Here is a 14,574-nt window from a genome sequence, read left to right on the forward strand (position 1 = left end):
GGCTTCAGGCCAGCTTGGCGTCGGCGGCGGCGAGCGCAGCCTGGGTGTCGGCCTTGAAGCCTTGGGCGGCGAGGGCTTCGGCCAGGGCGTTGAGGCAGAGGCGGACGTGCCAGGGGGTCGCCGAGGCGCCCATCAGGCCGATGCGCCAGACCTTGCCCTTCAGCGGGCCAAGGCCGGCGCCGAGCTCCAGGTCCCACTTGTCGAGCACGTAGGTGCGGACGGCGGCCTCATCGACGCCGTCGGGAACGATCACCGCGTTGAGCTGCGGCAGGCGGTCCTTGGCGTCGACCAGGAACTTCAGGCCCAGGGCCTCGATGCCGGCGGCCAGCGCCTCATGGGTGCGGGCGTGGCGGACCAGGACGGCCTGCTGGCCTTCCTCGAACAGGGCGACCAGGCTTTCGTGCAGGCCGTAGAGCGCGTTGATCGGCGCGGTGTGGTGATAGGTGCGCCCGCCGTCGCCGCCCCAGTAGCTCATCAGCAGGTTGAAGTCGCAGAGCCAGTTACGGACCTTGGTCTTGCGGCCGGTGATCGCCGCCTGCGCGCGCTTCGACAGCGCGATCGGCGAGAGGCCCGGAGGGGCCGATAGGCACTTCTGGGTGCCGGAATAGACCGCGTCGGCGTCCCAGGCGGCGACGTCGACGGTGATCCCGCCGAGCGAGGTCACGCAGTCCACGATCGAGAGCGCGCCGTGCTGGCGGGCCAGGCCGCAGAGGGTGGCGGCGTCCGAGCGCGCGCCGGTCGACGTCTCGGCGTGAACGAAGGCCAGGACCTTGGTCGGGGCGGCCTTGAGCGCTTCCTCGACCACGGCCGGATCCACCGGCTTGCCCCATTCGAACTCGAGTTTCACGACCTCGGCGCCGGCCCGGTCGGCCATGTCGGCCATGCGGCCGCCGAAGGCGCCGTTGATGGCGATGACGGCGCGGTCGCCCGGCTCCAGCAGGTTCATGATCGCCGCTTCCATGCCGGCGGTGCCGGGCGCGGGCAGCGGGACGCAGGCGTGGTCGGGGGCGTTGAACAGCCGGGCCAGCGCGCCCTTGATCTCTTCCATCAGATCCTGGAACTGCGGGTCCAGGTGGCCGATGGTCGGGCGGGCGAGCGCGGCCAGCACGCGGGGGCTGACGTCGGAGGGGCCGGGCCCCATCAGGATGCGCCGCGGCGGCTGGAAGCTCTGCATGACTGGTCCCCGTCTTTGTTGGTTGCGGGGACGCTTAGGGGATCGGGGCGGCGATGTCAGCCCAGGGAAACCCAGCAAGTGTCATCCCAGCTGGAGCGAAGCGAAAGGCCGGGACCCATTCGCGCCGCAGTCGAAGCGGCGTCAGCCCAGGATGCGGGCCTCGATCTTGTCGCGCAGGGCGGCGTCGACGCCGAGAACTTCGGCCAGGTAGTTGTCGACCGAGCCGTGGCGCTCGACCATCACCGAGAAAGCTTCGGCGAGGAACGCCTCGTGGACGCTGACCGCCTGGCGCAGGCCGGCGTCGTCGACGGTGACGCCGGTCAGGTCGTGGATCCAGGGGCCGAGGAACTCGATGCGCTTCTCAACGTCCGCCGCGGCGTTGGTCGCCAGATAGTCGGCCATGGTGTCGTCGCGGTGCACGCCGGCGATGTGGTGGGTCAGGGCGCAGATCATGCCGGTGCGGTCCTTGCCGGCCGCGCAGTGGACGACCACGGCGCCGTCTGTCTTCGCCAGGGTGGCGAAGTAGCGGCTGAACAGGTCGATGATCCGCTCGGCGTGCGGCGCGGCGCGGTAGAAGCCGAGGCTGTCGTTGAAGAACCAGTCGGCATTGACGCTGGGCGCGGCCTTCAGGGCGTCGGCCCAGTCGTGCTCAGGACCGTCGATGTCGTTCTCGATCACCGCGCCGGAGAAGCCTTCCCAGCGGCGCGAGGGCTCGCGCTCGCGCTCGCGGCGGCGGCGCAGGTCGACGATCACCCCGACCCCCAGGTCACGCAAGCCGGCGAGGTCGCCGTCGGTGGCGTAGGCGTGATTGGCCGAGCGGAACAGGCGTCCGGCCTTCAGGCCCCGGCCGCAGGCGGTGTCGTAGCCGCCGAAGTCGCGGAAGTTGTCGATGGCTTCGAATTTGATCGTCGTCATGGCGGCGGATTTAGCGCGTCCCAGGCGTGATTTCGAGGGGGCGCGGCGCCTCAGGCCCAGCCGAGCAGGGTCAGCAGACCAAGCGCCAGCAGGCCGAGCAGCAGCAACGACAGGCTGGCCGCCGCCACGACCCGCGGCCCGGCCGCCAGCAGCGCCCGCACGTCGGTCCCGAGCCCCAACGCGGCCATGGCGGCGATGGTCAGCCAGGTGGAGATCTGGCCGGCGGCCTGGATCGCCGGCTGCGGGGCGACGCCCGCCGCACGCAGGGCGGCCAGCGCCAGGAAGGCGACCACGAACCAGGGAACCAGGCGGGGGAGGTCCGCGGGCGCTCCGCGACGCGACAAGAGGCCGAGCGCCAGGCACACCGGCCCGAGCGCCACCACGCGGGTCAGCTTGACCAGCGCCCCGACCTGCACGGCCGCGGCCCCCGCCGGCGCGGCGGCGGCCAGCACCTGGGGCACGGCGTAGACGGTGAGGCCCGCGAAGGCCCCGGCGGCCAGCGGCGCGAGGCCGAGCCAGGCGGCCAGCGCCGGGACGGCCAGCACCACCCCGACCCCGAGCACGGCGGTGAAGGCGATGGCCGAGGCGACGTCGTCCGGCTCGGCCCCGATCACCGGAGCGACGGCGGCGATCGCCGAGTTGCCGCAGATCGAGTTGCCGGCGGCGATCAGCACCGCCATGCGGCGCGGCAGGCCGAAGGCCCGGGCGATGGCGTAGCCGCCAGCCACCGATAGCGCCACAACCAGGGCGATCCCGGCCAGCATCGCCGGACCGACCGCCGCCAGGGCGTCGGCGCTGACCCCGACGCCGAGCAGGGCGACGGCCAATTCGAGCAGGGTGCGGGCGCTGAACTCGATCCCGCCGCTCCAGAGCGGTCCCGGCGTCCAGAGCGTGCGGACCGCAGCGCCGAGCAGGATGGCGAGAACCAAGGCCTCCAGCCAGGCGCGGCCGGTCAGCCGCGCCTCGAGCCCCTGCAGGCCGACGGCGGCGAGCCCCAGCAGCGCGCAGAGCAGCACCCCGGGCAGGCGATGGCGAATGGCGAGGGCGGGCGACATGCCCCCTTGTCCGCCTTGGCGTTCGATCATTCCAACGCATTGTTCTTGCCATACCGATCGTCAATTCAGATCATACCGCCATGACCCTGGAGCAGTTGCGCATCTTCGTGGCGGTGGCCGAGCGCCAGCACATGACGCGCGCAGCGCAGGCGCTGAACATCACCCAGTCGGCGGCCAGCGCAGCGATCGCGGCGCTGGAGGCGCGGCACGACGCGCGGCTGTTCGACCGAGTCGGCCGCGGCCTGACGCTGAGCGAGGCCGGCCGCGCCTTCCTGCCCGAAGCCCGGGCGGTGCTGGCCCGCGCCGCCGACGCCGAGCGGCTGCTGGACGACCTGGCCGGCCTGAAGCGCGGGCGCATCGACATCTTCGCCAGCCAGACGGTCGGGGCCTATTGGCTGCCGCCGCGCCTGGCGGCGTTCGGGCGGGCCCATCCGGGGATCGAGTTGCATCTGGCGATCGGCAACACCGCCCAGGTGACCGAGGCGGTGCTGAGCGGGGCGGTCGAGTTGGGCTTCGTCGAGGGCGCGGTCGAGGCGCCGCGGCTGGAGCGGCGGCAGGTCGGCGCCGACCGGCTGGCGATGGTGGCCACGCCCGACCACCCGCTGGCGCGGGGCCGGGGGTTCGAGGTCGCCGCGCTCCTCGACCACCGCTGGGCGCGGCGCGAGGCCGGCTCGGGCACGCGCTCGGAGTTCGAACAGGCGCTGCGCGACCTGGGGATCGATCCCGACGCCCTGCCCTGCGCGCTGGTGCTGGCCTCGAACGAGGCGATCCTGTCGGCGGTGACGCAGGGCGGGCTGCTGGCGGCGGTGTCGGAACTGGCGGCGCGGCCGCTGATCGCCAGCGGCGCGCTGGTCGCGGTCGGACCGGAACTGCCGCCGCGCCCGTTCGACCTGGTCCGCCACCCGGACCGCCGGCCGAGCCGTGCGGCTGCGGCGCTGCTGGATAGCCTGTCCGGCGCGCTCTAGTCCGACTTCACCGCCAGGCGCGGCGCCCCAAAGTGGGGCCCAAACCCGACGCACGGCGGACAAAGGCCTATCGTCCGCGGGATCCCCGTGAAACGCTGATTTCGCTGACAGATGCACGTCGCGGTCGGGAGATCCTCCCATCCCTCAGGCGGACGCTTCGGCCGCGATGACATAGTCATGGCCGTGAGCGAGCCCGCCGTGCCGCAGGCATAGGTCGAGACTGCGCCCCCGCATCGTTTCGACCCACAGCCCCATGGCTGCGGCGAGGGAGGAGTCGGGCAGCTTGGCGAGGCGGCGCGCCGCCATGTCGAGCTGCCCGTTCACCCAGGCCGCGCGATAGCGGTTGCCGAAGCGGCGTGCGGACAGCACCCGATAGCCCGAGGCCCGCAGGCTGCTCACCACCCATTCGGCCGGGAATTCGCGATAGGGCGTCTCGCCGGCCAGCAGCAGCACCGCATCGCGCAGCCGCCCGATGTCGCGCACCGCACGCGCCGCCTCGGTGGGCGCCTCGCCGGTCACGTAGGGATCGAGCCCGATCACATAGAGCCGCCGCTTCACCAGCGGCCGCAGTCGCGCAAACAGGTGCGGCTGGAAATAGGGCGAGAAGCCCTCGACCGCCCCGACCAGATAGTCGGCGAGCACGGTGTCGAACCCCTCCTCCGCCAGCAGGTCGCCGTCGGTCCAGTTGCCGACGATCAGCCGATCCTGCGCGCGCAGCCGCGCGCCGACGCGCTCGCGCACCTGATCGCCGTGCGCCGCCGAGCCGGTCACCGCGCACCAGCGGTCGGTGGCCAGCCCCGTCGACCACAGCGCCGAGTTCACGCCGGTCCCGGCGTCGAGGAAGCCGCCCCAGGGGACGTCGCCCTGGAGGTGCTCGATATGGCGGAAGAGCGCCGAGGTCTTGAGGGCGCCTTGAGGAGCGGGAGGCATCTTGATGAATGTTATGTTATAACATAATGAACGAGGCTTCAGTCATGTGCCGGGGTCCCGTAAAATGCAACTTCGAACTGTCCTGCTCGCCGCCGCCAGCCTGTCGGCGAGCGCCACCGCGGCCTGGGCCGACCAATCCGGGCCTGGCGCGGAAATCGGCGAAATCGTCGTCACCGGCGACCCGCTGGGCCGCTCCGACAGGGACGTGGCCTCCAGCGTGGCGGTGGTGCGCGGCCAGGACCTGGACCATCGCCGGCAGGCGACGCTGGGCGAGACCCTGACCGGCCTGCCGGGCGTCAACTCCGACACCTTCGGCGGCGGGGCGAGCCGGCCGGTGATCCGCGGCCAGACCGCGCCGCGGGTGAAGGTGCTGACCGACGGCGCGGCGATCATGGACGCCTCCGAGGTGTCGCCGGACCATGCCGTGTCGGGCGAGCCGCTGCTGCTGGAGGGCGTCGAGATCCTGCGCGGGCCCAGCGCCCTGCTCTATGGCGGCGGGGCGATCGGCGGCGCGGTCAACCTGATCGACAAGAAGGTCCCGACCGCCATTCCCGACGACGGCTTCGAGGGCGTCGCTGAAGTACGTCTGGGCTCGGCCGACAACGAGCGGGCCGGGGTGGTCGGAGTGACCGGCGGGACCGGCAATTTCGCGATTCGGCTGGAAGCGGCCGGCCGCCGGGCCGACGACTACGAGGTTCCGGACTGGCCGGAGGACACGCTGGACGGCTCGTTCAACCGCAGCCGGACGGCGACGCTCGGCCTGTCGTGGATCGGCAGCCAGGGATACCTGGGCGCGGCCTATACCGACCAGCGCAGCACCTACGGCCTGCCCGGCCACAGCCACGAATACGAGGACTGCCACCCGCACGGCTCGAGCCTGCACTGCGGCGGCCACGACCACGATCATGAGCACGAACATGGCGAGGGCGACGAGCACGGCGCGCCGATCGTCGAGCTGAGGAGCAAGCGGGTCGACGTGCGCGGCGAACTGCGCGACCCGCTGGCTGGGATCGAGCGCATCCGCCTGCGCGGCGGCTACACCGACTACGCCCACGACGAGATCGACGACGGGTTGGTGGCGACCACCTTCACCAACAAGGGCTATGACGCCCGGATCGAGGCGCAGCATGCGCCGCTCGGCGCCCTGCGCGGCGTGGTCGGGGTGCAGACCGCGCGCAGCGACTTCGCGGCGGTCGGCGCGGAGTCGTTCATTCCCAAGAGCCGGACGACCAACTCGGCGATCTTCGTGCTCGAGGAGCTGGAGCTCGGCGCCTGGCGGTTCGAGGGGGCGCTGCGCCAGGAGTGGCAGGACGCCCGCGCCGTCGGCCGCATCGACACCGACCACAGCCCGTTCTCGGCCTCGGCGGCGGCCACCTGGCGGCTGGCCCCGGACTATGCGGCGAGCCTGTCGGTGGCGCGTTCGCAGCGCGCCCCGAGCGCCCAGGAGCTGTACGCCCGCGGCGTCCACCTGGCGACCAACACCTATGAGATCGGGACTCCGACCCTGGACGTCGAGACCGCCAATTCGGTGGAGTTGAGCCTGAAGAAGACCGGCGGGGCGACGACCTTCTCGGCCAGCGCCTATCGCTACGCCTATGACGGCTACATCTTCGCCCGCACCCTCGACCAGTTCGAGGACTTCCGGCTGATCCGCTACAGCCAGGCGGACGCGACCTTCACCGGGATCGAGGGCGAGGTGCGCCACGCCTTCGCGCCGGGCCTGTCGGCGAGCGTGTTCGGCGACTATGTGCGCGCGAAGTTCGACGAGGGCGGCGACCTGCCGCGCATTCCGGCCGGGCGGCTGGGGGTGCGGGGCGACTTCGCCCGCGGCGACTGGTCGGGGAGCCTCGAATACGTGCGGGTCTTCGAGCAGGAGAAGATCGCCGACTTCGAGACCAAGACCCCGGGCTACGACATGTTCAACGGCACGCTGGCCTACGACTTCGCCGCCGCCGGGTTCGCCAGCCAGGTGTTCGTGCGCGGGACCAACCTGCTGGACGAGAAGGCGCTGAACCACGCCTCGTTCATCGCCGACGTCGCCCCGCTGCGCGGCCGCAACTTCGCGGTCGGCCTGCGGACGAAGTTCTAGGGACTCGTTTTCCTCCCCTGCAAAGCGGGGGAGGAAAACGCGCTACGCCTAGCGGAACGGCGGCTCGTCGAAGCTGCGCAGCTTGCGGGAGTGGACCCGGGGGCCTTCCTCGCGCAGCAGGTCCATGGTCGCGATGCCGATCTGCAGGTGCTGGCCGATGGCGCGTTCGTAGAAGGCGTTGGCCTGGCCCGGCAGCTTGATCTCGCCGTGCAGCGGCTTGTCCGACACGCAGAGCAGCGTCCCGTAGGGCACCCGGAAGCGGTAGCCCTGGGCGGCGATGGTGGCGCTCTCCATGTCGATGGCCACGGCGCGCGATTGATTGAACCGCAGCGACGAGGACGAGAAGCGGAGCTCCCAGTTGCGGTCGTCGGTGGTGACCACCGTGCCGGTGCGCAGCCGGCGCTTGAGCATCTCGCCGCTTTCGCCGGTGACGGTCTCGGCGGCGCGGTTCATCGCCACCTGGATCTCGGCGATCGGCGGGATCGGGATTTCCGGCGGCAGCACGTCGTCGAGCACATGGTCGTCGCGCAGATAGGCGTGGGCCAGGACGTAGTCGCCGATGGTCTGCGAGCCGCGCAGGCCGCCGCAGTGACCGATCATCAGCCAGGCCTGCGGCCGCAGCACCGCCAGGTGGTCTGTGATGGTCTTGGCGTTGGAGGGGCCGACGCCGATGTTGACCAGGGTCAGGCCGCGCTTGCCCTTGGCCATCAGGTGGTAGGCCGGCATCTGGTGACGCCGCCAGGCGCCGTCGGCGACCACCTGCTCGGGGTTCTTGGTCTCTGCCGTCACCAGCACGCGGCCGGCGGCCGAGAGGGCGTCGTACTTGCCCTCGGCGATCTGCTGACAGCCCCAGCGCACGAACTCGTCCACGTAGCGGTGGTAGTTGGTGAACAGGATGTAGGGCTGCACGTGCTCGGCCGGGGTGCCGGTGTAGTGCGCCAGCCGGGCCAGCGAAAAGTCGGTGCGCAGGCCGTCGAACAGGGCCAGCGGCCGGGTCGGCTCCAGGCTGGCGTCCCAGAAGCCGTCAGCGATCTCGTCGCCGATATGGGCCAGCTCGGTGGTCGGGAAGTGGCGGGCGATCTCGGCCGAGCCGACATCGGCCATGGCCAGGTCGACAGCGCCGTCCAGCACATAGGGGAACGGCATTTCCTGGCGCGAGCGCCCGACGTCGACGGTGACCTCGAAGTCGGCCATCAGCAGGCTGATCTGCTCGGTCAAATAGTCGCGGTAGAGGTCCGGGCGGGTCACGGTGACCGAGTAGGCGCCGGGCTGCGACAGGCGGGCGTAGGCGCGCGACAGGCGCGGGTAGCTGTGCCCCGGAGGCCAGGTCAGCCGCAGTTCCGGATAGGCGAAGATTCCTTCGGCGCGGGAGGCGGGACTGGGCGGCGGGCCGCCGGCCAGGAAGGTTTTCAGGGCGCTCCGCAGAGCTTCGACGGTCGTCTGATATTCGGTATTGAGCCGCTCGACGATGGCGGCTGCTTTCTCTTCGTTGAACATGGGTCAGTTTAGCCTGCTCTTGTGCAGGTTGCGAGACGTCTCTTTCACGCTTTTGCAAACCTATGGACGAAAGCCCCCATTGTCGGCCACAAGGCCTGCTCTAGTGACGTTGGGGGACCCGCCATGAACAGACTTTTCACCGCCTTCATTGTTGGGGCGATGGTGCTCGGGGTCCTCGTCGGCTGGGGCGTGAACCAGGGGCTGAGCCCCGAACAGGCCAAGTCCGTCGCCGACAACCTGACCATCATCACCGACGTCTTCCTGCGGCTGATCAAGATGATCATCGCCCCGCTGGTGTTCTCGACCCTGGTGGCGGGCATCGCCCACATGGAGGACGCCGCCTCCATCGGCCGGGTCGGCGTCAAGACCATGGCCTGGTTCATCACCGCCTCGATCGTCTCGCTGACCATCGGCCTGATCATGGTGCACCTGATCCAGCCCGGCGTCGGCATGGGCCTGGTCGACAGCGCAGGCCACGCGGCCGGCACGGTCGACGCCAGCAAGCTGACCCTGAAGGAATTCGTCACCCACCTGGTGCCGAAGTCGATCGTCGAGGCGATGGCCAACAACGAGATCCTGCAGATCGTGGTGTTCTCGGTGTTCGTCGGCACCGCGGTCGCGGCGCTGGACGACAAGGCCCCGGCCGTCACCGCCCTGGTCGACCAGATCGCCAACATCATGCTGAAGGTCACCGGCTACGTCATGAAGACCGCGCCGCTGGCGATCTTCGCGGCCCTGGCGGCCACCATCTCGACCCAGGGCCTGGGCGTGCTGATCGACTACGCCAAGTTCGTGCTCGGCTTCTACGCCTCGCTCGGCGTGCTGTGGGGCCTGCTGAGCCTGGCGGTCGTCCTCATCGTGGGCAAGCGCGCCCTGCAGCTGCTCGGCCAGATCCGCCAGCCGGCGCTGCTGGCCTTCGCCACCGCCTCGTCGGAAGCAGCCTATCCGCGGACCCTGGAAGAACTGCAGAAGTTCGGTCTGTCGCGCCGGATCTCCAGCTTCGTGCTGCCGCTGGGCTACTCGTTCAACCTCGACGGCTCGATGATGTATTGCACCTTCGCGGTGATGTTCATCGCCCAGGCCTATGGCATCGAGCTGACCATCGGCCAGCAGATCACCATGCTGCTGCTGCTGATGGTGACCTCGAAGGGCATGGCCGGGGTGCCGCGCGCCTCGCTGGTGGTGATCGCCGCCACCCTGACCTACTTCGACCTGCCGGAGGCCGGCCTGCTGCTGATCCTCGGCGTCGACCACCTGCTCGACATGGGCCGCAGCGCCACCAACGTGGTCGGCAACTCGGTGGCCGCCGCGGTGGTCGCCAAGTGGGAGAACCAGATCGAGGAACCCAGCGAGGGCGAAACCGCCCGCGCCTGACCACCCTGACGGGGCGCCTTTGCGGCGCCTGTTAACGGACGATTCCGGGATTGCCGCATATTACGCGTAACCTTGATTTTTCAGGGCGCGCGGAAGGGGGGCGACATGAAGGGCATCGTCTGGACGGAGATCCTGGGATCCATGGCGGATTCCACGGGCCCCCGCGGACGGCGTCCGGGGGCCTGATCCGGCATGTCCCTTCCCATCCCCGCACCTGTGACGCGCGACGCCGAAGCCCTGCTCATCGAGGCCCGGCAGGAGCTGCGGCAGGTCTCCGCCAGCCTGGCCGCGCGCATCGAGGAGCTGGAGACCGAGCGCGCGCTCACCATGCACCTGGCGCGGACCGACAGCCTGACCGGGCTGCTCAACCGCGGCGCCTTCACCGCCGCCCTGGTCGGGCGGCTGGAGGAGGCCCAGCGCAGCGGCGAGCCAGTGGCGCTGCTGGTCATCGACCTCGACCGCTTCAAGAACCTCAACGACAGCCTGGGCCATGACGCCGGCGACCAGCTGCTGATCGAGATCGGCCGCCGGCTGAAAGCCTCCGCGCGCGAGGGCGACGTGGTCTCGCGCCTCGGCGGCGACGAGTTCGCGGTGATCGCCGCGGGCGCCGAGGCCGCCGCCCGCGCCGCCGAGCTGACCTCGGCCCTGACCCAGACCCACACCATCTACGGCCGGGCGATCGCGCCGGGCGCCTCGGTCGGGCTCGCGGTCTATCCGACCGACGCAGCCGACGCCGCCGACCTGCAGCGGTTCGCCGACATCGCGCTCTATCGCGCCAAGACCGCCGGCGGCAGCCGCTGGTCGGCCTTCGACGATGACCTGCGCAAGGCCACCGAGGCCCGCAACAGCCTGGAGACCGAGCTGCGCCGGGCGATCCCGGCCGGCCACATCGTTCCCTGGTTCCAGCCGGTGGTGAACGCCGCCGACGGACGGATCATCGCCGCCGAGGTGCTGGCCCGCTGGAACCACGCCGAGCGCGGCATGATCCCGCCGGGCGTGTTCGTGCCGTTGGCCGAGGAGCTGGGCCTGATCGCCGAGCTGGACGGGGCGATCTTCCAGTCGGCCTGCCAACGCGCCGCCCCCTGGGTCGCCGAGGGGATGATCGACACGATCTCGTGCAACGTCTCGCAGCGCGAGCTGATGGACCCGGCCTTTTCGCGCAAGCTGATCGCGCGGCTGGCCGACACCGACCTGCCGGCCACCGCCCTGACCGTCGAGATCACCGAGACCTTCCTGGTCCACGACCTCAGCCTGGCGCGCCGCCATATCGAGCGGCTGGCCTCACGCGGCGTGCGCATCGCGCTCGACGACTTCGGCACCGGCTATTCGAACCTGCGCGCGCTGCTGCAGCTGCCGATCCATACGGTGAAGCTGGACCAGTCGCTGATCGGCGGAGTCGGCCGCGACCCGCGGGTCTCCAAGCTGGTCCGGGCCATGCTCGGCGCCGCCAAGTCGCTGGACGCCCGCATCGTCGCCGAGGGGGTGGAGGACGAGGCCCAGGCCATCTTCCTGCGCGCCGCCGGCGCCGACCGGATGCAGGGCTACCTGTTCGCACGCCCGATGCCGGGCGACGACTGCGAGGCCCTGATGCGGGCCCAGGCGGCCGGCGCCGAGGCGCCCACCGACCGCATCATGGCCGCCGCCGCGACCCTGCGCACGGTCGCCTTCTAGGCAATCACAAGCATCGCGCCGGATAGGGCGCCAACCCGACTCGACAAACCTCCGCCCCGCCCACGTGATGCCGGCGCCGCGCTCCGCGGCGCGGCGATCAAAGCGGAGCAACGAGCATGCCGACCATCACCACCCACGACGGCGCCGAGATCTTCTACAAGGACTGGGGCGCCGGACGTCCCCTCGTGTTCCATCACGGCTGGCCGCTGAGCGCCGACGACTGGGACGCGCAGATGATGTTCTTCCTGGCCAAGGGCTATCGGGTGATCGCCCACGACCGCCGCGGGCACGGCCGGTCCAGCCAGACCGCCGGCGGCCACGAGATGGACACCTACGCCGCCGACATGGCGGCGCTGGCCGCGCACCTGGACCTGAAGGACGCTGTCCACATCGGCCACTCCACCGGCGGCGGCGAGGTCGCGCGCTATGTCGCCCGCTACGGCCGCGGCGGGCGGGTCGGCAAGGCGGTGCTGATCGGGGCGGTGCCGCCGATCATGGTCAAGTCGGACAAGAACCCCGGCGGCCTGCCGATCGAGGTGTTCGACGGCTTCCGCGCCGCCCTGGTCGCCAACCGCGCGCAGTTCTTCCACGACGTGCCGGCCGGGCCGTTCTACGGCTTCAACCGGCCCGGGGCGAAGGTGTCGGAAGGGGTGATCGACAACTGGTGGCGCCAGGGGATGATGGGCGCGGCCAACGCCCACTACGAGTGCATCAAGGCCTTCTCGGAGACCGACTTCACCGAGGACCTGCGGGCGATCGAGGTCCCGGTGCTGGTCATGCACGGCGACGACGATCAGATCGTGCCGATCGCCGATTCCGCGCTGCTGGCGATCAAGCTGCTCAGGAAGGGCGAACTGAAGGTCTATCCGGGCCTGCCGCACGGCATGTGCACGACCCATCCGGAAATCATCAACCCGGACCTGCTGGCCTTCATCGCGGCCTGACGGATTTGGACCGCGGGAGGACGGCTACGCCTTGCGCAGCCGCCCCGCCCGCCCCCATATCCGGCCCCATGCACAATCACCTTCGCACCTTCATGCTGCTGGCGGGCATGACCGCCCTGTTCGTCGGCGTCGGCTACCTGATCGGCGGGGCGACCGGCATGGCCGTCGCGCTCGCCATCGGCGTGGCGATGAACTTCTTCAGCTACTGGAACTCCGACAAGATCGTGCTGCGCATGTACGGCGCGCGCGAGGTCGATCCGGCGACCTCCGAGCCGCTGCTGCGCAACTATGTCAACGACGTCTACGAGCTGGCCGACCGGGCCAACATGCCGCGGCCGAAGGTCTATGTGATGGAGACCGAGCAGCCGAACGCCTTCGCCACCGGCCGCGACCCCGAGCACGCCGCCGTGGCCGCCACCGTCGGCCTGCTGCGCATGCTGGACCGCCGCGAGATCCGCGGGGTGATGGCCCACGAGCTGGCGCACGTGAAGAACCGCGACACCCTGACCATGACGATCACCGCGACCCTGGCGGGGGCGATCTCGTCGCTGGCCAACTTCGCGCTGTTCTTCGGCGGCAACGATCGCGAGCGCCCGGGCGGGATCATCGGGACCATCGCGCTGATGGTGCTGGCGCCCATGGCCGCGGCCCTGGTGCAGATGGCGATCAGCCGCGGTCGCGAATACGAGGCCGACAAGCACGGCGCAGAGATCAGCGGCGACCCGCAGGCCCTGGCCAGCGCGCTGCAGAAGATCGAGGCCTACGCCCACGGCATCGTCAACGTCACCGCCGAGCGCAATCCGGCCACCGGCCAGATGTTCATCATCAACCCGCTGGCGGGCCGCGGGGCGGACAACCTGTTCTCAACCCACCCGGCCACCGGCAACCGCGTGGCGGCGCTGATGAAGATGGGCGGCGGCCGCGGCGCCCCGCCGCGCCAGCAAGACCCGATCGTCAGCGGCGGCGGCCGCTGGGGCGGCGGCGCGACCGCCGTGCCGACCACCGAGCCGGGCAAGCCGCAAGGCGGGCCCTGGAACAGCTAGGGGCCACAGCTAACGGCCCCAGCAGCCCGGTTTCGCCGCCCTGGCGGCAAATGCCCTAGCGCCCCTGGAACACCGGCTTGCGCTTTTCGAGGAAGGCGCGGCGGGCTTCCTGGCCGTCCTCGCTGCGGAAGGCGCGGCCGATGTTGGAGACCTCGTAGCGGAGCTGCTGCTCCATATCGATCGACTCGTAGGACTTCACGATGCCGCGCTTGAGCAGGCGCAGGGTGATCGGCGACCACTCGCAGAGCTGGGCGCAGTACTCGGCCAGCCGGGCATGGAAGTTCGCGTCGTCAACCGCCTCGCCGGCCATGCCCCACTCCAGGGCCTGCGCGCCGACGACCGTGCGGTTCTCCATCATGAAGCGCATGGCGCGCTCATAGCCCATGACCTGCGGCAGGGTGATGGTCAGGCCGGCGTCCGGCGAGCCGCCGATGCGGGTGTAGCCGGCCATCAACCGCGCGCTGGAGGCGATGAGGCGCACGTCGGCAGCCATGGCCAGGCCCAGGCCCGCGCCGACCGCCACGCCGTTGATCCCGCCGACCACCGGCTTGTCGCAACGCTTGCGCAGGGCGAGCACGAACTGGCCGACCCAGCTGATGTCGTCGAGTTGGGCGGTCATCGCGGAGTCCGGGTGGTAAGGCTCGGAGCCCGACAGGTCGAGCCCGGCGCAAAAGGCGTCGCCCGAGCCGGTCAGGGCCACGACCCAGACATTGTCGTCGCGGGCGGCGGCGTCGACCGCCTCGATCACGCCCCAGGCCAGCTGCTGGCTGAGCGCGTTCTTCTTCTCCGGACGGTTCAGGCGGATGGTGCGGACGTGGCCGGCGTCGGACACCTCGACAAGCTTGGACATGGTTTCCCCGTTTCTTTGCGTTGACGGGACAATGGACGCGGTGGGAGGTGGTGGCCAGACCTAAGGG

The 14,574-nt window shown here is 70.6% G+C and carries 12 protein-coding genes; 6 read left to right on the forward strand and 6 right to left on the reverse strand.

Annotation, left to right across the window (positions count from 1 at the left end; translation table 11 throughout):
• Positions 1-4 precede the first annotated feature (4 nt).
• The 3 genes from O4N75_RS20120 to O4N75_RS20130 form a co-directional block, all read right to left on the reverse strand.
• The gene (locus tag O4N75_RS20120; protein WP_269627185.1) at positions 5-1,174 is read right to left on the reverse strand and encodes an alanine--glyoxylate aminotransferase family protein; all 1,170 of its coding nucleotides are present in this window, start codon (positions 1,172-1,174) and stop codon (positions 5-7) included.
• A gap of 141 nt (positions 1,175-1,315) precedes the next feature.
• Positions 1,316-2,089 carry a tyrosine-protein phosphatase gene (locus O4N75_RS20125; protein ID WP_269627186.1) on the reverse strand — a complete coding sequence of 258 codons (774 nt, stop codon included), beginning with the start codon at positions 2,087-2,089 and terminating at the stop codon, positions 1,316-1,318.
• Positions 2,090-2,139: 50 nt separating this feature from the next.
• Positions 2,140-3,144 carry a putative sulfate exporter family transporter gene (locus O4N75_RS20130; RefSeq protein ID WP_269627187.1) on the reverse strand — a complete coding sequence of 335 codons (1,005 nt, stop codon included), beginning with the start codon at positions 3,142-3,144 and terminating at the stop codon, positions 2,140-2,142.
• An 80-nt stretch (positions 3,145-3,224) separates the two neighbouring features.
• Between O4N75_RS20130 and O4N75_RS20135 the strand changes: the two genes are divergently transcribed.
• Complete coding sequence (locus tag O4N75_RS20135; RefSeq protein ID WP_269627188.1) at positions 3,225-4,109, forward strand: LysR substrate-binding domain-containing protein; 885 nt, start codon at positions 3,225-3,227, stop codon at positions 4,107-4,109.
• A gap of 144 nt (positions 4,110-4,253) precedes the next feature.
• Here O4N75_RS20135 and O4N75_RS20140 read toward each other — a convergent pair whose 3' ends face one another.
• A complete protein-coding gene (locus O4N75_RS20140; protein WP_269627189.1) occupies positions 4,254-5,039 on the reverse strand; it encodes a hypothetical protein in 786 nt (261 codons plus the stop codon).
• 64 nt (positions 5,040-5,103) lie between these two features.
• On the opposite strand from O4N75_RS20140, the gene O4N75_RS20145 reads away from it, so the two are divergent.
• Positions 5,104-7,128, forward strand: coding sequence for a TonB-dependent receptor (locus O4N75_RS20145; RefSeq protein WP_269627190.1), 2,025 nt, complete (start codon positions 5,104-5,106; stop codon positions 7,126-7,128).
• A 48-nt stretch (positions 7,129-7,176) separates the two neighbouring features.
• On the opposite strand, the gene O4N75_RS20150 is transcribed toward O4N75_RS20145, so the two are convergent.
• On the reverse strand, positions 7,177-8,625 hold the full coding sequence (locus O4N75_RS20150) for an AMP nucleosidase (RefSeq protein ID WP_269627191.1): 1,449 nt from the start codon (positions 8,623-8,625) through the stop codon (positions 7,177-7,179).
• 123 nt (positions 8,626-8,748) lie between these two features.
• Between O4N75_RS20150 and O4N75_RS20155 the strand changes: the two genes are divergently transcribed.
• The 4 genes from O4N75_RS20155 to htpX all read left to right on the forward strand — a co-directional run bounded on the left by O4N75_RS20155 (position 8,749) and on the right by htpX (position 13,657).
• A complete protein-coding gene (locus tag O4N75_RS20155) occupies positions 8,749-9,999 on the forward strand; it encodes a dicarboxylate/amino acid:cation symporter (protein WP_269627192.1) in 1,251 nt (416 codons plus the stop codon).
• Between the two features lie 192 nt (positions 10,000-10,191).
• Complete coding sequence (locus O4N75_RS20160) at positions 10,192-11,670, forward strand: bifunctional diguanylate cyclase/phosphodiesterase (protein ID WP_269627193.1); 1,479 nt, start codon at positions 10,192-10,194, stop codon at positions 11,668-11,670.
• A 116-nt stretch (positions 11,671-11,786) separates the two neighbouring features.
• Entirely contained in the window at positions 11,787-12,614 is an 828-nt protein-coding gene (locus tag O4N75_RS20165) for an alpha/beta hydrolase (protein ID WP_269627194.1), read from the forward strand.
• A 68-nt stretch (positions 12,615-12,682) separates the two neighbouring features.
• Positions 12,683-13,657: a zinc metalloprotease HtpX gene (htpX, locus tag O4N75_RS20170; RefSeq protein WP_269627195.1), complete on the forward strand. Its 975-nt coding sequence runs from the start codon at positions 12,683-12,685 to the stop codon at positions 13,655-13,657.
• A 55-nt stretch (positions 13,658-13,712) separates the two neighbouring features.
• Here htpX and O4N75_RS20175 read toward each other — a convergent pair whose 3' ends face one another.
• Positions 13,713-14,507, reverse strand: a complete 795-nt coding sequence (locus O4N75_RS20175; protein ID WP_269627196.1) for an enoyl-CoA hydratase/isomerase family protein — start codon at positions 14,505-14,507, stop codon at positions 13,713-13,715.
• Between the last annotated feature and the right edge of the window lie 67 nt (positions 14,508-14,574).

Source organism: Phenylobacterium sp. NIBR 498073 (genome assembly GCF_027286305.1).
Taxonomy (GTDB): domain Bacteria; phylum Pseudomonadota; class Alphaproteobacteria; order Caulobacterales; family Caulobacteraceae; genus Phenylobacterium.